This window comes from Microthrixaceae bacterium (genome assembly GCA_023957975.1).
GTDB lineage: Bacteria > Actinomycetota > Acidimicrobiia > Acidimicrobiales > Microtrichaceae > JAMLGM01.
Genome location: JAMLGM010000002.1, coordinates 88,499 through 114,103 on the forward strand (window position 1 = coordinate 88,499; position 25,605 = coordinate 114,103).

The 25,605-nt window shown below is 66.8% G+C and carries 17 protein-coding genes; 7 read left to right on the top strand and 10 right to left on the bottom strand.

The genetic code is table 11. The features are described 5' to 3' along the window. Positions 1-26: 26 nt before the first annotated feature. The 6 genes from nucS to M9952_03195 form a co-directional block, all read right to left on the bottom strand. Positions 27-686 (bottom strand): endonuclease NucS, encoded by a 660-nt coding sequence (gene nucS, locus M9952_03170; protein ID MCO5311919.1) that lies wholly within the window; start codon positions 684-686, stop codon positions 27-29. A 60-nt stretch (positions 687-746) separates the two neighbouring features. Beyond that, on the bottom strand, positions 747-1,475 hold the full coding sequence (locus tag M9952_03175; protein ID MCO5311920.1) for a TetR/AcrR family transcriptional regulator: 729 nt from the start codon (positions 1,473-1,475) through the stop codon (positions 747-749). 36 nt (positions 1,476-1,511) lie between these two features. Then, complete coding sequence (typA, locus tag M9952_03180; protein ID MCO5311921.1) at positions 1,512-3,383, bottom strand: translational GTPase TypA; 1,872 nt, start codon at positions 3,381-3,383, stop codon at positions 1,512-1,514. A gap of 108 nt (positions 3,384-3,491) precedes the next feature. After that, positions 3,492-6,050 (bottom strand): penicillin acylase family protein, encoded by a 2,559-nt coding sequence (locus M9952_03185; GenBank protein ID MCO5311922.1) that lies wholly within the window; start codon positions 6,048-6,050, stop codon positions 3,492-3,494. A 100-nt stretch (positions 6,051-6,150) separates the two neighbouring features. Next, entirely contained in the window at positions 6,151-7,788 is a 1,638-nt protein-coding gene (locus M9952_03190) for an AarF/UbiB family protein (GenBank protein ID MCO5311923.1), read from the bottom strand. Continuing rightward, positions 7,778-8,575 (bottom strand): 3'(2'),5'-bisphosphate nucleotidase CysQ, encoded by a 798-nt coding sequence (locus tag M9952_03195; GenBank protein MCO5311924.1) that lies wholly within the window; start codon positions 8,573-8,575, stop codon positions 7,778-7,780. The genes M9952_03190 and M9952_03195 overlap by 11 nt, the downstream gene beginning before the upstream one ends. Positions 8,576-8,621: 46 nt before the next feature. Here M9952_03195 and M9952_03200 point away from each other — a divergent pair, with 46 nt between their 5' ends. Genes M9952_03200 through M9952_03215 form a run of 4 tightly spaced genes read left to right on the top strand, consistent with a single transcriptional unit; the run spans position 8,622 to position 16,348 of the window. Continuing rightward, complete coding sequence (locus M9952_03200) at positions 8,622-10,025, top strand: glycogen synthase (protein ID MCO5311925.1); 1,404 nt, start codon at positions 8,622-8,624, stop codon at positions 10,023-10,025. A 40-nt stretch (positions 10,026-10,065) separates the two neighbouring features. Then, positions 10,066-11,301 (top strand): glucose-1-phosphate adenylyltransferase, encoded by a 1,236-nt coding sequence (locus tag M9952_03205; GenBank protein ID MCO5311926.1) that lies wholly within the window; start codon positions 10,066-10,068, stop codon positions 11,299-11,301. Next, positions 11,298-14,921: a 1,4-alpha-glucan branching protein GlgB gene (glgB, locus tag M9952_03210; protein MCO5311927.1), complete on the top strand. Its 3,624-nt coding sequence runs from the start codon at positions 11,298-11,300 to the stop codon at positions 14,919-14,921. Before M9952_03205 ends, glgB begins: the two co-directional genes overlap by 4 nt. Further along, on the top strand, positions 14,918-16,348 hold the full coding sequence (locus tag M9952_03215; GenBank protein MCO5311928.1) for a DUF3536 domain-containing protein: 1,431 nt from the start codon (positions 14,918-14,920) through the stop codon (positions 16,346-16,348). The genes glgB and M9952_03215 overlap by 4 nt, the downstream gene beginning before the upstream one ends. Before the next feature lie 21 nt (positions 16,349-16,369). Here the strand turns inward: M9952_03215 and M9952_03220 are convergent, their stop codons facing one another. Beyond that, positions 16,370-17,545, bottom strand: a complete 1,176-nt coding sequence (locus tag M9952_03220) for a fatty acid desaturase (GenBank protein ID MCO5311929.1) — start codon at positions 17,543-17,545, stop codon at positions 16,370-16,372. Between the two features lie 230 nt (positions 17,546-17,775). Further along, positions 17,776-20,265 (bottom strand): alpha-glucan family phosphorylase, encoded by a 2,490-nt coding sequence (gene glgP, locus M9952_03225; GenBank protein ID MCO5311930.1) that lies wholly within the window; start codon positions 20,263-20,265, stop codon positions 17,776-17,778. 231 nt (positions 20,266-20,496) lie between these two features. Between glgP and cysD the strand changes: the two genes are divergently transcribed. The 3 genes from cysD to cysC are packed head-to-tail and all read left to right on the top strand — an operon-like array spanning position 20,497 to position 23,380. After that, complete coding sequence (cysD, locus tag M9952_03230; protein ID MCO5311931.1) at positions 20,497-21,402, top strand: sulfate adenylyltransferase subunit CysD; 906 nt, start codon at positions 20,497-20,499, stop codon at positions 21,400-21,402. After that, positions 21,402-22,760 (top strand): sulfate adenylyltransferase subunit CysN, encoded by a 1,359-nt coding sequence (gene cysN, locus M9952_03235; GenBank protein ID MCO5311932.1) that lies wholly within the window; start codon positions 21,402-21,404, stop codon positions 22,758-22,760. Before cysD ends, cysN begins: the two co-directional genes overlap by 1 nt. Then, the gene (cysC, locus tag M9952_03240) at positions 22,757-23,380 is read left to right on the top strand and encodes an adenylyl-sulfate kinase (GenBank protein ID MCO5311933.1); all 624 of its coding nucleotides are present in this window, start codon (positions 22,757-22,759) and stop codon (positions 23,378-23,380) included. The genes cysN and cysC overlap by 4 nt, the downstream gene beginning before the upstream one ends. 5 nt (positions 23,381-23,385) lie before the next feature. Here the strand turns inward: cysC and M9952_03245 are convergent, their stop codons facing one another. Then, the gene (locus M9952_03245) at positions 23,386-23,760 is read right to left on the bottom strand and encodes a hypothetical protein (protein ID MCO5311934.1); all 375 of its coding nucleotides are present in this window, start codon (positions 23,758-23,760) and stop codon (positions 23,386-23,388) included. Positions 23,761-23,890: 130 nt separating this feature from the next. Further along, positions 23,891-25,564: an energy-dependent translational throttle protein EttA gene (gene ettA, locus M9952_03250; protein ID MCO5311935.1), complete on the bottom strand. Its 1,674-nt coding sequence runs from the start codon at positions 25,562-25,564 to the stop codon at positions 23,891-23,893. Between the last annotated feature and the right edge of the window lie 41 nt (positions 25,565-25,605).

The following is a 25,605-nucleotide window of genomic DNA, read 5'->3' on the forward strand; positions in this document are numbered from 1 at the left end:
GCCTCAGGACAGCGACCCAGACGAGATCAGAACAACCGCAACTCGTTGGATTCGATGCCGCGCAACGCGTCGTAGTCGACCTCGACGCAGCGGATGTTGCGGCTCGATGCCAGCACCTTCGCCTGGGGTTTGATGATCTGAGCGACGAATATTCCCTGCACGCCGCGCAGGGTCGGATCGCGATCGAGCCGTTCGAGATACCGCGACAGCTGTTCGACGCCGTCGATCTCGCCGCGGCGCTTGACCTCGATGGCGATGGCTGTTCCGTTCTCGTCTCGACACAGCAGGTCGACCGGGCCGATGTCGGTCGGGAACTCGCGTCGCACCAGCGTCAGCCCAGCGGTGATCGCGTCGGTGTTGGCGGCCAGGAGCTCCTGCAGGTGCGCTTCGACGCCGTCCTTTTGCAGCCCGGGATCGATGCCGAGGTCGTGTGCGGTGTCGTGGAGGATCTCTTCGATGGTGATCGTCAGGGTTTCGCCCTTCGGATTCGTCACCGTCCAAGTGCCGTCGCCCTCGCTCAGGCGATTCGGTGCGTTCATCCAGTTGAGCGGCTTGTACGCCCCGCCGTCCGCGTGGATCGCGACGCAGCCATCGGCCTTGACCATGAGGAGGCGAGTGGCGAGGGGAAGGTGAGCGCTTAGGCGGCCTTGATAGTCCACTGAGCAACGGGCGATGACGAGACGCACCTCGGAGAGACTAATGAGTCGCGCGGGACGCTGATTCGCGTCAGTGCGCGTCAATGCTCGTCAGCTGCTCGCGCCGGCTGTTCGCTGCTCGTAGCGCTCGGCGAATCGATCGACCTCCGGTTGCGATTCCGGTGCGATCGGGGCGCTGAGCAGGCCGGCCAACATGTCGATGAGGTCGTTCACGTACACGGCGCGGTCCGCCTCCGAGTGGGTGGCGTGGGCCTGTACCAGCAACGCGTTGAACAGGCTGGAGTTGAGGAGTTGGGCACGTCGGGCGCGCAACGGCGGAGGCGCCTGGGGGATGTGGCGACTGAGCGTCGGCGCGATGGCGGCGATAGCGGAACGTTGGCGGGTGAAGATCTCCACGGCGATCGGCGTGGAGGGGTTGGCTGCGAGTTGGGCCATGATGCCCACGTAGTGAATGCCGCCGCTGTCCGGATCTGCGACGTGGTCGGCAAGGGGCAACACGATCACCGCTACGGCTTCTCGAAGGGTCGGTTCTCGGCTCGGGTCACGCCCGGCGACCAGCGCGTCACGCAGGTGTGACACGGCGTCGAAGTGACGTTCGAGGAGGGCCTTGAGAACGCCGTCTCGACTGCCGAAGTGATAGTGCAACGCCGACTTGTTGCGCTGGCCGGCTGCCCGATTGATTTCGCTGAGGGAGACCGCGTCGATGCCGCGTTCGGCAAAAAGCCGCTCGGCGGTGGTCAAGAGCAGCGACTGGGTCTTGAGACTGTCCGATCGTTGGGGTGTGGCTCTGCCACCCACCGTGCCGCTCCCGCTCACCATGCTGCTCCCGCTTGCTCTGTCCGCCCCCTGGCGGACTCAGCCCCTGCCGTGCTTGGCCGCCTTTGTCAGCTTCGCTCGTTCAGTGGCATTCAGTTCAACCTTGCGCAACCGTACATGGTTCGGCGTGACCTCGACACACTCATCGGATTCGATGAATTCGAGGGCCTGTTCGAGGCTGAGGTGGCGAGGGGGAACGAGGGCCACGGTGTGGTCGGACCCGGAGGCTCGCATGTTGGTGAGCTTCTTCTCGCGGACGATGTTGACGTCCATGTCGTCGGTTCGGCTGTTCTCGCCGACGATCATTCCTTCGTAGGTTTCAACGCCCGGCGGAACGAACAGCACACAGCGCTCCTGCAGTGCGGTGATGGCATAGGCGGTGGTCATGCCACGGCGATCGGCGACGATGGAGCCGCGCTCGCGGGCGCGCATCTCGCCGGCCCACGGTTCGTAGCCTTCAAAGACGTGGTGCATGATGCCGGTGCCGCGGGTCTCGGTGAGGAATTCGGTGCGGAAGCCGATGAGGCCGCGAGCCGGAATAAGGTAGTCGAGGCGGATCCAGCCGGTGCCGTGGTTCGCCATGTTCTCGAGCCGGGCCTTGCGCGGCGCGACCAGGGAGGTCACCGCGCCCATGTGCTCTTCGGGGCAATCGACGGTGAGTCGCTCGACCGGTTCGTGGACCTTGCCGTCGATTTCCTTGGTGACGACCTGCGGCTTGCCGACGGTCAATTCGAAGCCCTCGCGACGCATCTGTTCGATGAGGATGGCGAGCTGCAGTTCGCCGCGGGCCTGCACCTCCCAGGCGTCGGGGCGGTCGGTCGGCAGCACGCGCAGCGATACGTTGCCGACGAGTTCGGTTTCGAGTCGGGCCTTGATCTGACGGGCGGTGAGCTTGGAGCCGTCCTGTCCGTTGAGCGGCGCGGTATTGATGCCGATCGTCATCGACAGCGACGGTTCGTCGACGGTGATGACGGGCAGCGCGTCCGGGTTGTCAAGGTCGGCGAGGGTGTCGCCGATGTTGACCTCTTCGATGCCGGAGACCTCGATGATCTCTCCGGCATCGGCCGATTCGACCTCGATGCGCTCGTGGCTCTCGGTCATGTAGATGACGCCGATCTTGGCGCGTTCGATCGTGCCGTCCGCCCGACACCACGACAGGGTCTGATTGCGCTTGATGGAACCATTGACGACCCGGCAGCGTGCGAGGCGACCGACGTAGGGGTCCGACGCGAGGTTGGTGACGAGCGCCTGAAGCGGTCGCGAGACGTCGGCCGCTGGCGGGCTCACCGTGTCGACCAGGGTGGTGAACAGCGGTTGCAGGTCGGTGCCGGGTTCGTCGAGGTCGAGGGTCGCGGTGCCGGCGCGGGCCGAGCAGTAGACGATCGGGAAGTCGATCTGGTCTTCGTTGGCGTCGAGGTCGAGGAACAGCTCGTACACCTCGTCGACGACCTCGGAGATGCGTGCGTCGGCCCGGTCGATCTTGTTGATCACCAACACGACGGGCAACTCAAGATTGAGCGCCTTGCGCAGTACGAAACGCGTCTGAGGCAGCGGACCTTCGGAGGAGTCGACCAACAGGACCACTCCGTCGACCATCGAAAGGGCTCGTTCGACCTCGCCACCGAAATCCGCGTGGCCGGGGGTGTCGACGATGTTGATCTTCACCTCGTCGCCATCGGGGGAATGCCAGCGCACCGCCGTGTTCTTGGCGGTGATGGTGATGCCCTTTTCGCGTTCGAGGTCCATCGAATCCATGATTCGATCGGCGACTTCGGCCCCCTCGCGAAAGGCGCCGGACTGACGCAACATGGCATCGACAAGGGTGGTCTTGCCGTGGTCGACGTGGGCGATGATCGCGACGTTACGGATTCCGGGGTTGACGACGCGGTCGTTGGGCGCGGACGCGCTCATGGTGACTCCAACTGAATTCGGGGGACCCGACAGTTTCGCACGCGACGGTGCCGACCACCGAGTTTTGCCCTCGAACGCCCTCGGATGAAGGCGTTCGAGGGCGTCGAGTCAGCCGCGTACCCGGTAGGTTGCGGTCGTCGCCGCCGCCACGGACTCCTCGCGAAACTCCACGTCGCGCCAGTCCTTCGCCGCATACCGCGTGGTGGCCTCGAGGTAGTTCGGGTCGGTGCGGTCCTCGGTGTTGGAGTAGGTGAGAAACGCCTTGGCGGCCGGTCCGTCCTTGGTGAACTCGACGGCCAGCACGAACGAGTTGCCGTAGTTGACGAGATAGCCGTTCTGGTCGTCGCCGGTGGTGAGCGTGGAGTCGTCGGCGACGTCCTCGCGCTCAGCGAACGATTTGAGCGCCGGATCGGTGATGGTCCACGACTGCGCCGAGGAGCCGATGGCGATGGCGCCGTCGACCCACGAACCGCCGGGAACGCCCACCCGTTCGCCGTTGCGCAGGGCGAACTGCACGTCGCCCAACGTCGAGTCGGCCGCGAACCCGGCGAGTTCCAGTCGACGAACGGCCTCGGTCAGCTTCGTGATGACGGGGTCGGGGGCATCGGCCGGCGCCGGAGCCAGGCCGGCGGGGGTGTCGAAGGGACGCGAGGGGTCGAATGCCTCGGCCCACAGCGGCGTGGAACCGTCGGCGAGGGAGTCGTCGGCCGCGGTCGCTTCGAGGTCGAATTGCGACACCAGCTCGCGCCACAGCGCGGCTCCGGCGCTGTCCACGTTGTAGCGGCGATCCCAGGCGGCGAGCGTGTTGCAGGCCGCCTCGACCTCGGCGACACCGGTGCAGCGTTCGAGCACCGAATCGATCAGGGCGCGCGAGGTGTATCCGGTGTTCCAGGTGGCGGCATCGGCGAGCTCGTCGAGGGTGAACGTGGCGTCGTCTCCCGATGGGCCTTCGCCGGTGGCATCGGTGATCAGCGTCAGGTTCTCGCGGGTTCGCGGCGATCGAAGGGTCCCTTGCCTGCCGTGAAGGATCGAATAGTCGCCGTCGAGGAGTGCCTTGGCGTTGGTGGTCCAGAACGAGTCGTTGGCGTTGAACACGTAGTCGCTTCGTTCGAGTTGCGGCTGGCGATCGAACGGGACGAGTCCGGGGGAGCGGGCCCCGTCGACCTCGACCCATTCGTTGCCGGGATCCGAGCCGTCGAGCAGGATCACCCCGCTCTCGGCGGCGATCGCGGTGATCGCGTCGGTGCTGAGCTTCGACTCGTACGCGGCGATCGCCTCGTCGCTCAGGTTCGGGGTGGCCGAGGTGTCGGCGTACCAGACGGTGCCGTCGTCGGAGGCCGCGATGGTGTTGAACAACGGGGTGGCGTTGTACTGCTCGTTGAGTTTGCGGAACTCGTCGAGGTCGTTGGCCATGGTGAAGGCCAGGTACTGATCGAGAAAGGCCGTGTTGTCGATGTTGGCGTCGCGAAACGTCACCGCCGAGGTGTCGCTCCAGGCGAGACCGGGGATCTCGATGATCGGGCCGTAGTGGCTCGCCCAACTCGTGTGTTCGACGGTGGTGGTGTTGCCATCGTCGCCGAGCACCTCGATCGACAATTCGATCGGAGTCATCTCGCGGGTGTCGTCGCCGTAGCGGTACGTGGTCGGTGAACCATCCACCAGATCGAGGGTGTAGGCGGTGAATCGGTTGCCGTCCGACACGGTGTGGGTCCAGCCGAAGTGTTCGTTGAACCCGATGCCGATACCGGGCAGACCCGAGAGCTGCACGCCGTAGATGTCGGCCTCGCCGGCAATGGTGAGATGCGACTCCCAGAACCGCAGCTCGCCCTCCCACGGGAAGTGCGGGTTCGCCAACAACATGGAGGTGCCGTCGGTGGTCATCTCCGAACCGATCGCCCAGCCGTTCGAGGCGAGGGAGGCGTCCTCGGAGCGCAGGCCGGTCTCGAAGCGCTGACCGGCCTCGAGGCTTGCGGGCGCCGCACTCTCGTCGCCGGCCGGTGTCTGTTCGGTGCCCGGGAGCTGGGCATCGGCGATGAAGCGCGCCACGGCACCGCTGCTGGCGGTCAGCGCGATCGATCGCGCGTAGGCGTAGACCTCGACGGGTTCGATCGGGCGGAGCCATGCCGCACCGGCGCACCAACCGCGGATCTCGTCGGCGCCGACGTGGTCGAGGTGCAGGTTCCAGCCGTCGGTGAATGCGGTCAGCACCTTCCGGGTGTCGGCATCGGCGGCGTCCCAGTCGTCGCTGGCTCGGTCGAAGATGCCGATCGTTCGCCAGGCGATGTCGCTGTTGAGGTTGGCGTCCTCGTCGCCGGCTCCCAGCCATTCGGCGCGTTCGCCGCGGATTCGCACGATCTGATCGGCGAGGTCGCAGGTCCGGTCCTCGGCGCTGGCATAACCCTGTCCGAAGGCCGCATCGGTGAGGCTCGCGGCGGTGATGTGGGGAACACCTCCGGTCCCGCGCCGAATCGTCGCCTCATAGTTGGATCCGGCGCCGATGACTTCGAGGTCGTCGTCGGCGAGGGTGGTCGAGGACGCGTTGTCGTCGCCGTCACCGTTCGAGCAGGCGGCGAGGAGCAACGCAGCGCTGAGTACCCCGGTGAGCGCGGCGCGCCCCCGACGTGGAGGCCTGCCCCGGCGCGGCGCTCGAAGTGGTGATGCGGTCATTTCGGCCTCCCTCGCGGTGGAGCAACGGGTTCTGTAGGTAGTTTCTGTTGCCCCGCAACAGAAACTACCGACAGAACCCGGTCGAGGCGCGACTCGGCCTTCAGCGTCTGGTGAGTCGCTTGCGTATGAGGTCGCGGCGGGCCTGAAGCTCCGCGTAGGTGACGGAATCGGTCGAATCGTCCACGATGCCGAAACTCGCCTTGATGGCATCCTTGTCTGCGCTCAAGGTGGCGGGGTCGACCCCGAGTTCGGATGCGAGCTGATCGCCGTAGTTCATCGCCATGTGGGTGGAGATGTTGGCGAACTCTCCGATGAGGTCGAGGTCGGGGGCCAGCCGTGAGATCGCCCCGTCGAGGAACACGAGGTTCTTGACGTACAACATGAGGATCTTCGGCAGGCGCGCCCCGTAGCCCATCAGGGCCTTGATGATGCGTTGGATCTCGCCCACGAGTTCGTCCTGGTCGAGGGTCGTGGGGTCGATCGGGGCCTTGTCGAGGCCGAGGTCGCGGATGATCTCGCGGATGTCGACATCGGCCGGCAGGGCCCCGAGATCGCGCAGCGCGGCGACCTGTCCGGCGATATCTCCCGAGGCGCCCATCAGCATCAGGCGCAGGAAGGCGTTTCGCTCGAGGGGTGTCATGCGCGCCGTGATGCCGTGGTCGAGGAGTCCGATTCGACCATCGGGCAGGACCATGAGGTTGCCGCCGTGCAGGTCGCCGTGGAAGATGCCGTGCACCATGCACCCCTCGGTGAAGCCGCGCATGCCGACGCGCACGACCTCCTCGGTGTCGATCCCTGCGGCGCGCATCCCTTCGACGTCGTCAAAGGCGAACCCGTCGAGTCGTTCCATCACGAGTACCCGCCGGGTTACCAGCGACGGGTGCGGGCGGGGGATGACGTAACCGCGTTGGCCCAGCGAGGCGAACACGGTGGCGATGTCGATCATGTTCTCGGCCTCGAGGCGGAAGTCGAGTTCCTCGCAGATCGTCTCGGCGAACAATTCGACCAGTGCCGGAGGGTTGGCGAGGGCCGACACCGGGATTCGTCCCACGAGTGGCGGAGCGATGGTCGCCATGACCTGAAGGTCGGCATGGACCTGTTCCCTGATCGTGGGCCGCTGCACCTTGACCACGACCGGCGTGCCGTCGAGCAGCGTGGCTCCGTGGACCTGGGCGATCGACGCCGCGGCGATCGGGGTGCGGTCGAACGAGGCGAAGGTCGCCGACAACGGTCCGCGCAGTTCCGACTCGACCACTTCGCGCACGACCTCGAAGGGTTCGGCGGGGACCCGGTCGCGGCACTTCTTCATCTCGGTCACGAGTTCAGGTGGGAACAGGCCCTCGCCCGAACTGACGATCTGACACAACTTGATGTAGGTCGGCCCCAACCGCTCGGCGGCGACGCGGATGCGCCGCGAGATGCCGGCGCGACTCGTCGAACCGCCGGCGCGGCGGTCGCGAACCGCCCAGCCTCCCAAGGCCCGCAGCAGGGTCAGCGACACCACCGCCATGCGTCCGGGTGGTGGGAAGCGTTTGGCCTTCGTGAGCTCGGGGACCTGCCGGCGGGTCTGACGGCGCAGCACCACGATGCCGCGCTTCCACGACAGCTGGTCACGGTCGAGGTTCCACGGGCCATCCGAGGTGAATGACCCCCACTCAGTGTCGGTGGCGCCGCTGTCGGCCGTGGTGCTGTCGGTGGTGACGCTGTTCGGGCGGAGGTCGGTGTGGTCAGAAGCCATAGGGGGAATTTGCTGCCTTCAAAGCGACGTCGGCCATTTCGGGTCGACAGATCAACAGGTCGGGAAGATACGGGTCGGGCTGGTTGTATCGAAGGGGGCTGCCGTCGAGGCGCGAGACCCACAGCCCTGCGGCGGCAGCGACGGCCACCGGCGCGCACGAGTCCCACTCGTACTGTCCGCCGGAGTGGGCGTAGATGTCGGCCTCGCCGCGCAGAATCGCCATCGTCTTGGCTCCGGCCGAGCCCATGGGCACCAGCACTCCGTCGAGTGCCTCGCGTATCGCCATCGCTTCGTAGGCCGGACGGGTCCGGCTGACCACCAGGCGCGGGGGACCGTCGTGTGGAGGAACTACCGCCGGATGCAGGGTGGTGTAGGTCTCGCCGAGCGCGGGCAGCGAGACCGCTCCGGCGGCGGCGACGTGATCGACGGCGATGGCGATGTGTACGGCCCAGTCGACGCGAGGGATCTCGGAGAACTCCCGGGTTCCGTCGAGCGGGTCGATGATCCAGGTCTTCGCGGCGTTCAGCCGGGCGCGCACTCCCTCGGGGTGTTCGTACTGTTCCTCGCTGAGGACCGGGTCGTCGGGGCGCACCTCGGCGAGTCGGTCGAGGATCCAGCGATTCGCCACGGCATCGCCGAGCGCCTTGATGCGATACGGAGGCTCGCCGTCCGATTCGAGCTTGTCTCGAAGGCTGACGAGCAACTCGGCGGCCCCCTCGGCGAGGTCGGACGCGAGTTGATGGTCGGCCCGGTCGACCTCGGGAGGTGGGGTGTCGTGGCGAATCATTGCCTCGGATTCTGCCAAAAACCGGCGAGGCGAATACGGTCGTGCGGTGCACGTTGTGTTTGCGACCGCGGAGATCGAGCCGATCGTGTCCACCGGCGGACTCGGTGCGGCGTCATTCGGGCTCGTCAATGCCCTTCGCCGCACGGGGGTGGAGGTCACCATCGTCGTACCCGCCTATGCGCCATGGGACCTGCCCGAGGAACGGATCGTTCCGCTCGCGGTTCCTGCCTGGGTCGGGCAGGCTCGGGCCCGGATCGGCGTCCATCCGGCGGTCGGGAGGATCGCCATGATCGAGGCGCCGACGATCGAGCGCCCGCACCCCTATGTCGATCCCGCCACGGGGCAGGGGTGGGGCGACAACGACCACCGGTTCTTTGCGTGGTCGGCCGCAGTCGGCGCGCTGTGTCACGACCTTCGCTCCTCCGGCGAACGGGTCGACGTGGTGCACGTGAACGACTGGCACGCGGCCACGACGCTCGCTCATCTCGACGAGTCGTTTCGCACGGTGCTGTCGATCCACAACCTCGCCCATCAGGGGTGGGGCGGTCTCGGCTGGATGGACGCGCTGGGTCACCGTGGCGCGGCGTTTGTCGAACGCGGGGCGGTCAACGCGTTGTCGGGGGCGGTACGCCTGGCCGACCGGATCGTCGCGGTCAGCCCGACCTATGCGAACGAGATCCGCACCTTCGAGGGCGGCATGGGCATGGACGCACTGTTGCGGGATCGCGGCGACGCGGTCGTCGGCATCCTCAACGGAATCGACGTCGACGACTGGAATCCGGCCACCGACGAGGCGTTGGTGTCGAGGTTCTCGGTCGACGATCTCGAGTCCCGGTCTGCGAACCACCCGGCGTTGTGCGCCGAGCTCGGTCTCGAGGTTGGCCCGGGCCCACTCGTGGTGTCGGTGAGTCGATTCGACGGACAAAAGGGCATCGACATGATTCCCGAGGTGAGCCACCTGCTGGCCCGGATTCCGACGCGGATGGCGTTTCTGGGGTCGGGGGATAAGGCGACCGAGGCCGCAATGTCGGGGGTGGCCGCGTGGAATCCGGGCCGCATCGCGTTTCGCCAGGGCTTCGACGCGGCGTTGGCCCATCGGATGTTCGCGGCTGCCGACTTCGCGATCGTTCCGAGCAGATTCGAGCCGTGCGGGCTCACCCAGATGCAGGCCATGCGCTACGGGGCGCTGCCGATCGTGTCCGATGTCGGCGGTCTGCACGACACCGTCGTCGACGTCGACGATCAGCCGCGGCGAGGGGTCGGGGTGAAACTGCACGCGGTCAGTGGAGCCGGCATCGTCGACGGGGTGCACCGTGCCGCTCGGCTGTTTTCGAACCGGGCGCGTTTCGAGCGTGTCCGCAGGCGGGCCATGTCGCTCGACTGGTCCTGGGACGGCCCGGCCCTGCGATATCGCGACCTCTACGGGGAACTCTCGGTAAACAGCGGCTGAGACGCCTCAAAACGCCGGAAGTCGCCGGTAGTGTGAGTGCGTGGCTGCACCGAAGGTCCTTGTGATGATCGTGGCGGGCGGTGAGGGCAAGCGCTTGTTACCGCTCACGAATGACCGGGCCAAACCCGCCGTGCCGTTCGGCGGCAACTATCGGCTGATCGATTTCGTGTTGTCGAACTTCGCCAACGCGCAATACACCCGCATCGTGGTGTTGACCCAGTACAAGAGCCACAGCCTCGATCTGCACATTTCGCGGACGTGGCGGTTCTCAACGTTGCTGGGAAGCTACGTATCCTCGGTGCCGGCGCAGATGCGCAACGGTCCGAAGTGGTTTTCGGGCTCAGCGGATGCGATCTTTCAGAACCTGAACCTCATCACCGATGAACGCCCCGACATCGTGTGCGTGTTCGGCGCCGACCACATCTACCGGATGGATCCGTCCCAGATGGTCGAGTACCACATGAGCCACGATCGGGGCTGCACGGTGGCGGCGATTCCGGTCACGACCCGGGAGGCGACCGCCTTCGGGGTCATCGAGGCCGACGACGAGATGAACGTTCGGCGATTCTGGGAAAAGCCCGAGGAACCGCCGACGATGCCCGGTTCCGATTCGATGTCGCTGGCATCGATGGGGAACTACGTGTTCGACACCCAGACGCTGATCGACGCGGTGACCCCGGGGCGCCTCACGGGGCTTCCCCACGACATCGGCGGCGACCTCATGCCGGCGCTCGCCGAGGCCGGACACACCAAGGTGTACGACTTTTCGACCAACCTCGTTCCGGGCCAGGAGGAGCGCGAGCGCGGGTACTGGCGAGACGTCGGCACGATCGACGCCTACTACGACGCCAACATGGACCTCGTGTCGTCGGTGCCGGTGTTCAGCCTGTACAACACCGAGTGGCAGGTGTTCACCCACTCGCCCCCGCTGCCTCCGGCGAAGCTGTCGCGGGGCGGTTCCGGTCGCCTTCCCGAGGTGTCGGACACCCTCGTGGGGGCTTCCGCGATCGTGTCGGGTGCCGTGGCCTCGGGTTCGATCGTGGGGCCGGGGTGCTTCGTCGGTGAGGCCACGCTCGACGGGGCGATCCTGTTGCCGGAGGTCACCGTGGGAGCCGGGGCTCAGCTTCGCCGCTGCGTGATCGACAAGAACGTCGTGGTGCCCGCCGGGGCGAGGGTCGGCCACGATCACGAATTCGATGTCGCTCGTGGCCTGACGGTGTCGAGCCATGGCATCACCGTGGTGCCCAAGGGCTACGAGTTCACCGAGGAGCCGTGAACGCGCCCGACCGACCGGTTGATTCGGCGAGCGATCTGGTCCAGGTCAGCTACGTCGACGGAACGGGGCGGCAGCGCGAGGCATCCGCGGCGACGCGCGCCGCGATCGAGGCCACGTTGGCGGCCGCGGAATCCTCGGGCGCAGGGCCGGTCGGCGCAGGGCCGGAGGCGGTCGAGGTTCGACGCGGCGCCGAGTGGACCGGCGACCGCGGGTGGGGCGTGTTCGTCGCGCTGTCCGCCCTGAGGGTGTCCGACTCGGCGGATCACGGTCTCGGCGACCTGAGCGCGCTCGAGGAACTCGGCGTCATCGTCGCCGAACTCGGCGGCAATGTGGTGTCGACCCTGCCGTTGTGTGCGACCCGTCCCGACGAGGCCAGCCCGTATTCCCCACTGACCCGGCGCTGGTTCGACGAGCGCTGGGTCGACCCGGCATGGGTGGCGAGGCGACTGGGTCTGCCCGCCGTCGAGACGCGGCGGCCCGCGGAAGGGGATCTGGCCGACACGTTGCACGCCTGGTCGCAGACCCGCGAGGCGTTGGCCCCGATGGCCGCGACCCCCCAGGCGCAGGCGGCGATCGACGAGTGGATGCCGCTTCACCGTGGCGTCGAGGTCTGGGCGCGATTCAAAGCGGCGGCACGGTTGCACGGCTGGGACCCGCGCGAGTGGCCAGAGGTGGTCGATGGCGTCGTGCGCGAGGGGGGCGACGTCACCGCGATCGGTCTCGAGCCGGCGGACGTTCGCTTCGAGGTCTTCTGCCAGTGGGCGGTGCAGTCGCAACTCGCTCAGGTGCACGAGCACTTCGACGAGATCGGGGTTGGCCTGTATCTCGACCTGCCGGTCGGGGTGAGTGCGGCGAGTTTCGACGTCTGGGAACACCCCGAGTGGTTCGCTACCGATATGAGCATCGGCGCTCCGCCAGACCGCTTCTTCCCTGAGGGTCAGAACTGGGGATTGCGGCCGATCCATCCGATCGCCGCGGTCGCGACCGACCATGCGTATCTGCGGGCATGCCTCGAGGCGCAGATGCGTCACTGCCGCTTGTTGCGCATCGACCACGTCATGGGGTTGCACCGCCTGTTCTGGGTGCCGGATTCTTCGCCGGACGGCGACGGCGCGTACGTGAGCTATCCGGCCGATGAACAATGGAACGTGGTGATGGAAACCGCCGGGCGATTCGGCGTGACCGTCGTCGGGGAGAACGTCGGCAACGTGCCCGACGAGGTGCGCACGGCGATGGAGGACCGACGGGTACCCGGCCTGTTCCTGGGCCAGGATGAACTGCGCCCACCGTTTCGAATCGCCCGGCCGGTGCCATCGGGATGTGTTGCTTCGCTCAACACCCACGACCTCGCGCCGTTCGCCGCCTGGATTGCCAGCGATGCTCCCGGTGACACGACGGGCGACGCGATCGACCCGCGCGTGGCCCGCGATCACGTTGTCGCGGAGCTCGGCCTGAGCGACGCGTTGTTGGTGCTGGTGAGCGAACAGGACCTGACCCTCGACGATCGTCGTTTCAACCTTCCGGGATCGGTCGGCGGAACCAACTGGCGGTATCGCAGCCGTCTGACCCTGGCAGATCTTCGAGGCGACACCGACCTGGGAACCGAAGCTCGACGGGTCCTGGCCAATCTCCATTCATGGAGGCGCACCTCGCGCGGCAACTGGCCCGAAGGGTCGGGTCCCGCGGTGGACGTCGCCGATATCGAGTCGTTGCACCGCGGCTCACACGCACGGCTCGCCGACCGTTTCGGGCTGCACCCGGTCATCGCCCGAGGGATGATCGGCGCCGCGGTGGCGGTATGGGCACCGCATGCGCGGTCGGTGTTCGTTGCCGGCGACTTCGACGGATGGGCGGGCACGCGGCTGACCCAACACGGGACCTCCGGGGTGTGGGACGGGTTCGCGCCATCCGCGGTGCTCGGAGATCGCTACAAGCTGCGCATCGAGGCGGCCGCCGGACGGTGGCTCGAAAAATGCGACCCGTTCGCCCGGAGCGCGGAACTTCCGCCCGGCAACGCCTCGATCGTCACCGCCGACGACCCGGCCATCGACGGTCCCCACCGGACCTGGGGCGATGGCGACTGGATGGCTCGGCGCGCACATCATCAGCGGGCGGGCCAGCCGATGTCTATTTACGAGGTGCACCTCGGGTCGTGGCGTTTCGGGGCCGATGGTCGCCCGCTCGGCTATCGAGAGGCCGCCGCCCAACTCGCCGACTACTGCCGCGAACTCGGTTTCACCCACGTCGAACTCATGCCGGTGATGGAACACCCCTTCGGCGGCTCGTGGGGCTACCACGTCACCGGGTTCTTCGCCCCGACCTCGCGCTTTGGCACCCCGAACGATTTCGCAGCCTTCGTCGACGAGCTCCATCAGGCGGGTATCGGCGTGATCCTCGATTGGGTGCCGGCGCACTTTCCCGAGGATGCGTTCGGGCTGGTCGACTTCGACGGTGAGGCGCTGTTCGAATACGCGGATCCGCGCCTCGGTCGTCACCCCGAGTGGGGCAGCCGGGTGTTCGATTACGGCCGAAACGAGGTGCGGGCCTTTCTCGTGTCGTCGGCTCGTTGGTGGGTCGAGCGCTACCACATCGACGGGCTGCGGGTCGATGCGGTGGCGTCGATGCTGTATCGCAACTACGGCCGCGAGGACGGCGAGTGGGTGCCGAACGTGCATGGCGGACGCGAGAACCTCGAGGCCGTCGCGTTCGTCCGTCACCTCAACGACGAGATCCACACCGCGGCACCCGGCGTGTTGATGATCGCCGAGGAGTCCACCGCCTGGGCCGGGGTGACCGCACCCACTTCGCATGGCGGACTGGGCTTCGACCTCAAGTGGGACCTGGGGTGGATGCACGACACGCTCGACTATCTGCAGCGCGACAGCGTGCATCGGCGCTACCACCACAACGACCTGACGTTTCGTGCGATGTATGGGACCTCGGAGCGTTTCGTGTTGCCGCTGTCCCACGACGAGGTGGTGCACGGCAAGGCCTCGCTGGCATCGAAGATGTCCGGCGACGACTGGCAACGCGCCGCCAACCTGCGGATGTTGTTCGGGATGCAGTGGACGACCCCGGGGGTGCCGCTGTTGTTCATGGGCGGCGAGTTGGCGATGAACGAGGAGTGGAACCACGACGCCGAGTTGCCGTGGTGGCTGCTGGAGTTCGACAAGCATCGTGGCGTGCAGCGTTGGGTGGGCGAACTCAACTCGTTGCAGCGGGCCTTCGCCGCGCTGCGCGCCCCCAGCACCGATGGCGAGACCTTCCGGTGGCTGGACTGCGCCGATACCGACCACAGCGTCGTGTCCTGGGTCCGGCGAAGCCCCGCAGGTGCTGGTGCTGGTGCTGGTGCCGGTGCGGGTGCCGGGGCTGGTGCCGGTGACGGTGACGTGGTCGTCGTGGCGAACTTCACGCCGACACCACACTGGGGCTATCGCATCGCTCTGCCGGGGCCGAAGAACTGGAAGTTGGTCGCTAACAGCGACGACCGACGTTGGTGGGGATCGGGTCATCATGTCGAACCGGTTCTGACGGCGCACGAGGTGGGGTGGGCCGGTTGGGACTGGTCGACCGAGATGACCCTGGCACCGCTGGCGATAACGATCTGGAGCAACCGATGACGGTTTATCTGTGCGTGCACGGTCACGCCTATCAGCCCCCGCGCGAGAACCCCGAGACGGGGGTCGTCGACCGCCAGCCGAGTGCCGAGCCCTTTCACGACTGGAACGAACGGATCACCGACGAGTGCTACCGGCGTTTCGGGCGCGCCGAGGTGCATGGCCCCGACGGTGGGATCGCCACGGTGATGAACCTCTGGGGGGAGGTGAGTTTCGACCTCGGGCCGACGCTCGGGGTGTGGATGGACCGCCAAACCCCCGACGTCGCCGAGATGATCGCCGGTGGGGAAGCGACCTTCGGCGGGGCGATGGCTCATCCCTGGGTGCACGCGATCCTTCCGCTCACGCCGTTCTGGGATCGTTCGACCATCGTGCGATGGGGCATCGACGATTTCGAGCACCGGTTCGGCCGCCAACCCGCCGGGATGTGGCTGCCCGAGACGGCGGTGGACGTGTCGAGCCTCGAGGCGCTGGTGGACGCGGGCATCACCTGGACCTTGTTGGCGCCGCATCAGGTGCGTCGGGTCGGCGACGCCGGGACCGGTGGTTCGGCTCCCGGCGGTTCGGCTCCCGGTGGTTCGGCTCCCGGGCATCGACCGCTGGTCGTCGAATTGCCGTCGGGACGCTCGATCACCGTCGTTCCCTACGACGGTGGGCTCAGCCATGGCATCGCGTTCAACGGCCTCCTCAACGACGGCGTGGCGTTGGCCGAAGCCTTCCTGGAGGCGGCGGACCGAGCGAACGACGGCGACCTCATCGTTGCCGCCACCGATCTGGAGACCTTCGGTCATCACCATGCATTCGGCGAGATGGCCCTGGCCAAGGCCGTCGAGGTGTGGGTCGAAACCGACGGGGTCGAACTGATTTCACCCGAGCGCTATCTCGCGCTCGCTGCGCAGCAGGGCGAGCCATTCGAGCGCGGTGAACTGGTGGCGTTCACGAGCTGGAGTTGCGCCCACGGGGTCGAGCGGTGGCGTTCGAACTGCGGATGTCGGTTCGAAGAAGTCGAGGGGCAGGACCAGTCGTGGCGTGCTCCGTTGCGCGACGCGCTCGACACGGTGGCGGAGGTGACCCGTCGCATCCTCGTGCAGGAGGCGGGGGCCGAGTTCCACGATGTGTGGGCGGCGCGCAATGCCTACGGGCGGGTGCTGGCGGCGGGGTCGTCCGATGCCGAGCGGGACCGGCGCGTTCAGGAGTTCCTCGCGGCCCATCTGGTGCCGCGCGCCGACGCCGGCCGGGCGATCGGTTGGATGGAGGCCGAGCGGCTGCGCCTCGAGGCGTGGTCGAGTTGTGCGTGGTTCTTCGACTCGCTCGACCGCATCGAGACCCAACAGGTGATCGACGAAGCCGAGGTCGCGCTGGAGCACTACAGTGAACTCAGCGGGCGTCCCCTCAACGGCCTGGCGCTCGCCGACCTCGTGGCCTCTTGACCCACGCGGTGCTCGCGTCGGCTAGGACCGCTCGGCGGCGTTGAAGGTCCACCCGTTGTGGCTGTGGTCCGCGTCGAGGTCGACGGCGACGCAGTCGCCCGCCACCTGCCAGGTCGCACGGGCGATCGGGGTGGGGTTGAAGCGGTACCACTCGGGAAAGGCCGCCTTGAGCGCCTCGGTCGCCTCCTGAGCGTGGTAGTGGGGAACCCGATGATCGATGTGATGCAGCACATGGGTCGTGCCGATGTGATGGTGCAGGCGGTCGATCACCGCGGGGTAAGGGCGATCGATCGTCTGGAAGGCCCCGAGCATCCACGACCAGTCGTCGCCGCCGAAGTGCGGAACGTCGCTGTCGGTGTGCTGCAGCCAGGTGTAGAGCACGAGCCAGGCGTTCGTCACCAGATACGGGCCGACATAGAGGGCCGCGACCAGGCCCCATCCGAATGTCGCCCCTGCGGTGATGAGGAGCGCGATCGCGGCCAGGACCCCGAGACTCGACATCCAGACCCTGGCGACCCAGCGGTCGGGGAACAGCTCGCTGCGAAACGGAGCGGCCGGCCAGAAGTGGTTGGCCCGTCGCCGTGCCGGCCCCGCCGTGGCCCCGGCGAGTAGGTACAGCGGCCATCCGAACAACAGGGTGGAAACGAGGATCACCAGGGTGTAGCCGCGTCGACCCAGCCGGGCCCGCAACCGCATCGCGGTACGCCCGTTGGCGTGGGTGATCCGCTTCGGGACATGGGTTTCGCCCTCGTCGAGGTGGTTGGTCTTCGCATGGTGGACGGCGTGGCTGCGCTGCCAGGAGAAATACGGCACCAGCAAGGCCGAGTGCAGCACGAATCCGACCGTGTTCTGCACCCAATCGTGGCGCGAGAACGCACCGTGCCCGCATTCGTGGGCGATGACCCAGAGCCCCGTGGCCGCCGTGCCGGTGGCCACCGAGTACAACACCCACACCGGAGCCCACGCCCAGCTCAACGGGAGCAGGGCGGCGGCGCCGGCAACCAGAGCGGCGACGATGGCGAGTGAGAACCCGAGCCACGCGAACGAGCGGGTGGTCGAGCGTTCGAAACAGTGATCCGGGATGGCGGCGCGGACCTCGCCCCGGGTCGGGAGTCGGTCGGGCAGGGTCCGCTCAGGGCGGGTCGAGGATTCCGGCGGACGGGAATCCTCGAGGAGGAGCGAGGTCGTCGATGGCACGGGCGACAAGGCTAGTGCCGTGTCTGCGAACGTTTGCACGTTGCGACGGCCAGATGACTCCGCTCGCTGCGTTTCGGACTCCTTGAATTGGGGCAAGACCAGTCCTGCGTCGCCGCGCCTTGCGAGCACGGCCCCTGGCTCGCCGCACCATCGCAAACGTTTCTTGCCACGGCACTAGATGCCTCAGCACCGGGCGACAGATTCCGACATGTTCGTGACGGTGTTTCGTCTCAGGAAGCGGTGCGGATGAGTGCCAACTCCGACCACCGATCCAGGAGCGGATGGCGAGGTACGACCCGAACGGCGAACCCCATAGAGCCGGGGCTGTCGAGCACGACATGCGCGCTGTATCGGCGGCGGGCGCCGTCGTCGGGGTCGATGCCGCGGTCGGTGAGCGTCAGCCATTCGTCGCTGGCGATGTCGCCGTCGGGGGCGACATCGCCCACGAGCACGGAGACTTCGACATCGTCGGGGCTGAGCGACCCGAGATACAGCGAGGCGTGCACCTCGATCTCCTCGTCGACGTGCGCCGCGACCGGAGGTTCCGCCGGGGCGAGGTGGACCTCGTGCCAGGCGGCGGCGACGCGCGTTTTCCATGCGGCGAGTGCTCTGGCGCCCGACGCGTCGTCGGCGGTGAGCCGTGTGGATCGTTCGGCCGCGGGGACGTAGTGGCGCAGCGTGTAATCGCGAACCATGCGTCCCGCCTGGAACTGCGGGGCGAGCGCGGCGATGCAGGAGGCCATCATGGAGGTCCAACCAAGCGGCACTCCGGCGGGGTCGCGGTCGTAGAACAACGGGACGACCTGACGTTCGATGATCTCGTAGAGCCACGTCGACTCGATGCGGTCGCGTTCGACGGGGTCGAGGTGGGCGTGGTCGGTGGTGGGAATCGCCCAGCCGACCTCTGGGGTGTAGGCCTCGTCCCACCAGCCGTCGCGCACCGACAGGTTCAACACGCCGTTGAGCGCCGCCTTCATGCCGGAGGTGCCACACGCCTCCATCGGACGCAGCGGAGTGTTCAGCCACACGTCGACGCCCCGGGTCATCATCCGGCCGGCATCGAGGTCGTAGTCTTCGAGGAACACGACCTTGGAGCGCAGCACGGGGTCTTCGGCGATTCGGGCGACGGCCTGAAGGAAGTCCTTGCCCGGCTCGTCGGCGGGGTGGGCCTTGCCGGCGAAGACGAGTTGAAGCGGGCGTTGGGGGTCGGTGAGGAGGTGGCGGAGTCGGTCGGGCTCGCTCAACAGCATCGTCGCCCGTTTGTAGGTGGCGAAGCGGCGGGCGAAGCCGATCGTGAGGGTGTCGGGGTCGAGGAGGGTGTCGATCCAGGCCCCGTCGCCGTTGCTCGAGGCCACCCCGTGCGCCTCGGCAGCGTTGAGTGCCAACTGGCGCCCGACCGAGCGCCGGGCGCGTTCTCGCACGAAGTCGACCAGGCGTGATCTGCCGGCAGATCGGGCCGCCCACAGTTCGGCGGGGGCGACGCGCGACAGTGCCGAGAAACGCTCGTGATCGCAGGTCTGCCAGTCGTCGCCGACGGTGCGGGCCACGATGTCGGCGATGTCGTCGGCCATGAACGTCGGGGCGTGCACGCCGTTGGTGACCGCTCCGATCGGCACGTCGTCGATTTCGATCCCCGGCCACAGCGGCGAGAACATGCGGCGGCTGACGTCGCCGTGCAGCAGTGACACGCCGTTGGCGTCGCCGCACAGCCGCAGCGACATGTGGGCGAGGTTGAACACCTCGGGGTCGCCGCCGGGTTCGGAGCCCAGGTCGAGCAGGGTTTCTATCGGAACCCCGGTGGCCTCGCTCCACCAGGCGAAGTAACGCCGGACCAGTTCGTGGGCGAAGCGGTCGATTCCCGCGGGCACCGGGGTATGGGTGGTGAACAGCATGGAGGGCCGAACCGACTCGACCGCTTCGGCGAAGGTCATCGACGATTCCTGCATGGCCACGCGGATACGTTCGAGGGTGAGGAACCCGGCGTGACCCTCGTTGAGGTGGAAGACCTGCGGGTCGAAGCCCAGCGCGCGCAACATGCGGTGGCCGCCGACGCCGAGCAGCAGTTCCTGGCGGATGCGCTCCTCGGAACCGCCGCCGTACAGTCGGTCGTTGACGAGCTGGTCGGGACCCTGTTCGCCCGGGATGTGGGTGTCGAGCAGGTACAACTCGTTCGGGCCGACGACGGCCTTCCACACCGACGCCGTGACCTCGGTGTCGCCGAGCGGCACGCTCACGCTGACCCCGTCGACTGGCGACAGCGCGACCTCGCTCGGGTGCTGCCATGGGAACCGTTCCTGTTGGCGGCCGGTGGGGTCGATGACCTGACGGAAATAGCCGGATCGGTAGAACAGCCCGACTCCGATGATCGGAACGCCGAGATCTGCGGCCGCTTTCAGATGGTCGCCGGCGAGCACGCCGAGGCCGCCCGAGTACTGGGGGACCGATGCGGCGAGGCCGAACTCGGGGGAGAAGTAGGCGACCTGTGGCAGCGGCGCGCCGAGTGCGTCGGCCGCGCTGTGTGCCCAGGTGGGTTCGTCGAGCTCCGCGGTGAGGGTTGCCAGGAGGGCATCCGCGCGGGCGACGAAGACGGGATCGGCGGCGAGTTCGCCAAGGCGGGTACCGCTGCAGGTGTTGAGGATGCCGAGTGGGTCGAGCCCCAGGACCTCGCTGCGTTGTGGCGACACCTCGGCGAACAGGGCGCGCACCCGCTGGTCGAACAACCAGCCGAGGTTGTGCGCGATCTTCGCTAGGGATGCCAGTGCATCGGGGACTCGGGGGACAACGGTGAAAGTGTGGTTCGCTTTGATGGATTCGACGATATCGGGCCGGACCGCGATTGCGGTCGAACGGCAGGTAACGATTCGGTCACATGTTCGTACGACCGCTCTCGTGCGCCCGCTCGGTCATCATCAAATCTGACCGGGTTAGTCGGGATTCGCTACGATCTCGCCATGGCCTACGCGCTTTCCCATCTTGACGCGCTGGAAGCCGAGTCGATCCACATCATGCGTGAGGTTGCGGCGGAGTTCGAACGCCCGGTGCTGTTGTTCAGCGGCGGCAAGGACTCCATCGTGATGTTGCGCCTGGCGGAAAAGGCCTTCTGGCCGGCTCGGATCCCGTTTCCCGTGCTGCACATCGATACCGGACACAACTTCTCCGAGGTCATCGACTTCCGCGACAAGCGGGTCGCCGAGCTCGGCGCCCGCCTCGTGGTCGGCTCGGTGCAAGACGACCTCGACCAGGGTCGTACCTCGGAGGTCACCGGAGCGCGGGCGAGCCGCAACCAGAGCCAGACGGCGACGCTGCTGCGCATGCTCGAGGAGCACCGGTTCGATGCGGCCTTCGGTGGAGCGCGGCGCGACGAGGAAAAGGCCCGGGCCAAAGAACGCGTCTACAGCTTTCGGGACGACTTCGGACAGTGGGACCCCAAGAACCAACGCCCCGAGTTGTGGAGCCTCTACAACGGCAGACATCACCAGGGCGAACACATTCGGGTCTTTCCGCTGAGCAACTGGACCGAGCTCGACATCTGGCAATACATCGGGCGCGAAGGCATCGAAATCCCCTCCATCTACTTCGCCCACGAACGCGAGGTCTACCTGCGCGACGGCATGTGGCTGGCGACCAATCCGTGGACCTCGCTGCTCGACGGCGAGGTGGCCGAGGTCCGCACCGTTCGCTATCGCACGGTGGGCGATGCCACCTACACCGGGGCGGTCGACTCGACCGCGGCGACCGTGGACGAGATCATCGACGAGGTCGCCGCGACGCGCCTCACCGAACGCGGCGCGACCCGCGGCGACGACCGCGCCTCGGAGGCCGCGATGGAAGACCGAAAGCGCGAGGGATACTTCTGATGAGCGACATCGACAGCGCGGACATCGACAGCGCGAACATCGCCAGCGCGAACATCGACAGCGCGAAAACCGAGATGCTTGAGCGACCCCTCGGCGACATGGAGATGTTGCGTCTCGCCACCGCCGGTAGCGTCGACGACGGCAAGTCCACCTTGATCGGCCGGCTTTTGTACGACTCGAAGTCGATCTTCGCCGATCAACTCGAGGCGGTGGAACAGACCAGCGAGCGGATGGGGGCCGACTACACGAACCTGGCCCTGCTCACCGATGGGCTGCGCGCCGAGCGCGAGCAGGGCATCACCATCGACGTCGCGTACCGGTACTTCGCCACCAGGAAACGCAAGTTCATCATCGCGGACACCCCGGGCCACATTCAGTACACCCGCAACATGGTGACCGGGGCCTCGACCGCCGATGTGGCCATCGTCTTGATCGATGCCCGAAAGGGCGTGCTCGAACAGTCGCGGCGCCACGCCTTCCTCGCCTCGCTGTTGCGGATCCCGCACCTCGTGTTGGCGGTCAACAAGATGGATCTCGTCGACTACTCCGAGGAGCGGTTCAACGAGATCAAAGACGAGTTCCGCGATTTCGCCGCCAAGTTGGACATCACCGATCTCACGTTCATTCCGGTGTCGGCCCTGCACGGCGACAACATCGTGAATCGCTCCGAGAACATGGCGTGGTACGGCGGGTCTTCGCTGTTGCATCACCTCGAGGAGGTCCACATCGCGTCGGACCGCAACCTCATCGATGCCCGCTTTCCTGTCCAGTACGTCATCCGCCCGCAAAGCGACGAGTTCCACGACTATCGGGGCTACGCCGGCACGGTGGCCGGTGGCGTGTTCAAGCCCGGCGACGATGTCGTGGTGCTTCCGAGTGGGTTCACCTCGGCCATCGCGTCTATCGAGACCTTCGACGGGCCGCTCGAGGAGGCCTTTGCGCCGATGTCGGTGACGATTCGACTCACAGACGAGATCGACATCAGCCGAGGCGACATGATCGCCCGGCCCAACAACCAGCCTCATTCGGGCCAGGACATCGAGGCGATGGTGTGTTGGATGAGCGAAGCTGCGGCACTGAGCCCCGGCACCAAACTCGGCATCAAACACACGACCCGTTCGGCCCGGGCACTCGTCAAACAGCTCAACTACCGCCTCGACGTCAACACATTGCACCGCGACGAGTCGGCAACCTCGTTGGCGCTCAACGAGATCGGCCGGGTGGTCCTGCGCACGACGGCACCGCTGTTCTTCGACGAGTATCGACGGAACCGCACGACGGGCTCGTTCATCCTCATCGATGAGGGAACCAACAACACCGTGGGCGCCGGCATGATCCTCGGACCGCTCGGGTCATGAACGCTGGCGAGTCCGGCGGCGGCGAGCCCGCCGGCGTGAGCGACAACGTCGTGTGGCATGCCTCGGCGATTTCCCGTGAGCAACGGTTCGCGTCGCTCGGTGCCTCCGGTGCGGTGGTGTGGCTCACCGGCCTGTCGGGATCGGGCAAGTCGACGGTGGCGGTCGAAGTCGAGCGGCGACTGGTGTTGGCGGGTCGGCCAGCGGTCGTGCTCGACGGCGACAACCTTCGTCACGGCCTCAACGGCGACCTGGGGTTCTCTGAACAGGACCGCCGCGAGAACATCCGGCGCGTCGGCGAGGTCGCGGCGCTGTTCGCCGAGGCGGGCGTGGTGGCGCTCGTTCCGGTGATCTCGCCGTTTCGTTCCTCGCGAGCCGCGGTGCGCGACCGGGTGAGCGGGTTGGGACTGCGCTTTGTCGAGGTCTTCGTCGACACGCCGATCGCCCTGTGTGAGCAGCGCGACCCCAAGGGCCTGTATGCAAAGGCGCGGGCGGGGGAGATCGCCGAGTTCACCGGCGTGAGTTCGCCCTATGAGCCACCCACCGATCCCGATCTGGTCGTGACGCCGGCCGACGGCAATCCGGCCGCTCAGGCGGCGCTCGTCGTGCAGCGCTTGGGGTAGACGCCTCAGGCGGTCTTCTTCGACATCTCGGCGATCGCCTTGGCGCGCTCGGCGGCAGCCGCGTTGGCGGCGGCGCGGCGATGATCGGTACCGGCCTCGGCCGGTCCGTAGGGTTCGCAGGCGGCGCTGTAGCAGTCGAGGTGGAAGTGCTCGACTCGAACCCAACGGCTCTTCACATAGACGTTGCAGATGACCTGCTTGTTGCGGACCTTCGCCTGGAACTTCACACGATCGCCGCAGTGCATGCAGTCGACGCTGCTGCCGGCCTCGACGTCGCGGATCACCGCACGGCTCTTGTTCGGCCCCTTCACCTTCTTGCGGGCAGTCGGCGTGGGGGCTGCGACGGTGAGCGGGTTGGTGCGCATGGTCTCAGAACTCATGCACAGGTGATCGGATCGCGAACGCCCCGACCTGAACATTTCGTCAGATCGGGGCGGAGTGGTCGGGGCGGAGTGGTCGGGGCGGCGCCAGACTGGTCGCGGCGGCGCCAGCCGGCTCGAACGCTCCCGATCAGCGCGCCATCGGCTTGTACTTCACCCGATGCGGACCGGAATCGTCGCCGAGTTCCTTCTTTCGGAACGTCTCGTAGTCGGTGAAATTGCCCTCGAACCACCGAAGTTGGCTGTCGCCCTCGAACGCGAGGATGTGGGTGGCGACCCGGTCGAGGAACCAGCGGTCGTGGCTGATGACCACGGCGCAACCGGGGAAGTTCAACAGGGCCTCCTCGAGGGCGCGCAGGGTGTCGACGTCGAGGTCGTTGGTCGGCTCGTCGAGCAACAACACGTTGCCGCCGGTGCGCAGGACCCGGGCGAGGTGCACCCGGTTGCGTTCACCGCCCGACAACACGCCGACCTTCTTTTGCTGGTCGGGTCCCTTGAAGTTGAACGAGGCGCAGTAGGACCGGCCGTGGACCTCACGGTTGCCCAGCTTGATCGTGTCGTGGCCGTCGGTGATCACCTCGTAGACCGACCGGTCGTCGTCGAGCACGGCGCGGCTCTGGTCGACGTAGGCCAAATCGACCGTGGGGCCGATGCGCAAGGTTCCCGAATCCGGCTCCTCGTTGCCGGTGATGATGCGAAACAGCGTGGTCTTGCCGGCGCCGTTGGCTCCGATGACCCCGACGATGCCGGCGCGGGGCAACGAGAAGCTGAAGTCGTCGATGAGCAACTTGTCCTCATACGCCTTGGAGATGTGATCGGCCTCGATGACGAGATCGCCGAGACGCCGCCCCGGCGGGATCATGATCTCCAGCTTCGACTCTGCTTCGCGGTCGTTCTCGGCCTCGGCGAGCAGTTCCTCATACGCCTGCAGACGGGCCTTGCCCTTGGCCTGGCGGGCTTTCGGCGACGAGCGCACCCACTCGAGTTCCTTTTCCAGGATTCTCTGGCGGGCCGACGACTTCTTCTCCTCGAGGGCCAGGCGCTTCTGCTTCTGTTCGAGCCAGCCGGAGTAGTTGCCGTGATAGGGGTAGGTGCGACCGTGGTCGACCTCGAGGATCCATTCGGCGACGTTGTCGAGGAAGTACCGGTCGTGGGTGATGGCGATGACGGTGCCGGAGTAGTCGGCGAGGAACCGTTCGAGCCATGCGACCGACTCGGCGTCGAGGTGGTTGGTGGGTTCGTCCAACAGGAGCAGGTCGGGGTGGCTCAACAACAGCCGGCACAGCGCGACGCGTCGCTTCTCGCCACCGGACAGGTTGGTGACCTCCGCGTCGCTGGGCGGGCATCGAAGCGCATCCATGGCGATCTCGACATTGCGTTCGAGGTTCCACGCATCCGCGGCGGCCATCTTGTCTTCGATCTCGGCCTGCAACGCCCCGATCTTGTCGAAATCGGCGTCCGGGTCGCCCCACATCGCCATGATCTCGTTGTATCGGGTGAGCAAATCGCGAATTGGCCCGACCCCCTCCATGACGTTGTCGTAGACGTTGAGGGCGGGGTCGAGGTGGGGTTCCTGTTCGAGGTAGCCGACGGTGAAGCCGGGGGTGAGGCGGGCCTCGCCGGTGTACTCGGTGTCGACCCCCGCCATGATCTTGAGGATCGACGACTTGCCGGCACCGTTGCCGCCGATCACGCCGATCTTGGCGCCCGGGAAGAACGACAGTGTGATGTCTTTGAGGATGTCGCGGTCCGGCGGGTAGAACCGACTGACGTTCTTCATGGTGTAGATGTACTGGGCGCTCATGGGCGCCGATCGTATTGCCCACAGTTGAACCGTGGGTAACC

Coding starts and splice junctions, on each gene's coding strand:
- M9952_03175 (MCO5311920.1), bottom strand. CDS start 1,475: ATGGTGAGCGGGAGCGGCACGGTGGGTGGCAGAGCCACACCCCAACGA.
- typA (MCO5311921.1), bottom strand. CDS start 3,383: ATGAGCGCGTCCGCGCCCAACGACCGCGTCGTCAACCCCGGAATCCGT.
- M9952_03185 (MCO5311922.1), bottom strand. CDS start 6,050: ATGACCGCATCACCACTTCGAGCGCCGCGCCGGGGCAGGCCTCCACGT.
- M9952_03190 (MCO5311923.1), bottom strand. CDS start 7,788: ATGGCTTCTGACCACACCGACCTCCGCCCGAACAGCGTCACCACCGAC.
- M9952_03195 (MCO5311924.1), bottom strand. CDS start 8,575: ATGATTCGCCACGACACCCCACCTCCCGAGGTCGACCGGGCCGACCAT.
- M9952_03215 (MCO5311928.1), top strand. CDS start 14,918: ATGACGGTTTATCTGTGCGTGCACGGTCACGCCTATCAGCCCCCGCGC.
- cysD (MCO5311931.1), top strand. CDS start 20,497: ATGGCCTACGCGCTTTCCCATCTTGACGCGCTGGAAGCCGAGTCGATC.
- cysN (MCO5311932.1), top strand. CDS start 21,402: ATGAGCGACATCGACAGCGCGGACATCGACAGCGCGAACATCGCCAGC.
- cysC (MCO5311933.1), top strand. CDS start 22,757: ATGAACGCTGGCGAGTCCGGCGGCGGCGAGCCCGCCGGCGTGAGCGAC.
- M9952_03245 (MCO5311934.1), bottom strand. CDS start 23,760: ATGAGTTCTGAGACCATGCGCACCAACCCGCTCACCGTCGCAGCCCCC.
- ettA (MCO5311935.1), bottom strand. CDS start 25,564: ATGAGCGCCCAGTACATCTACACCATGAAGAACGTCAGTCGGTTCTAC.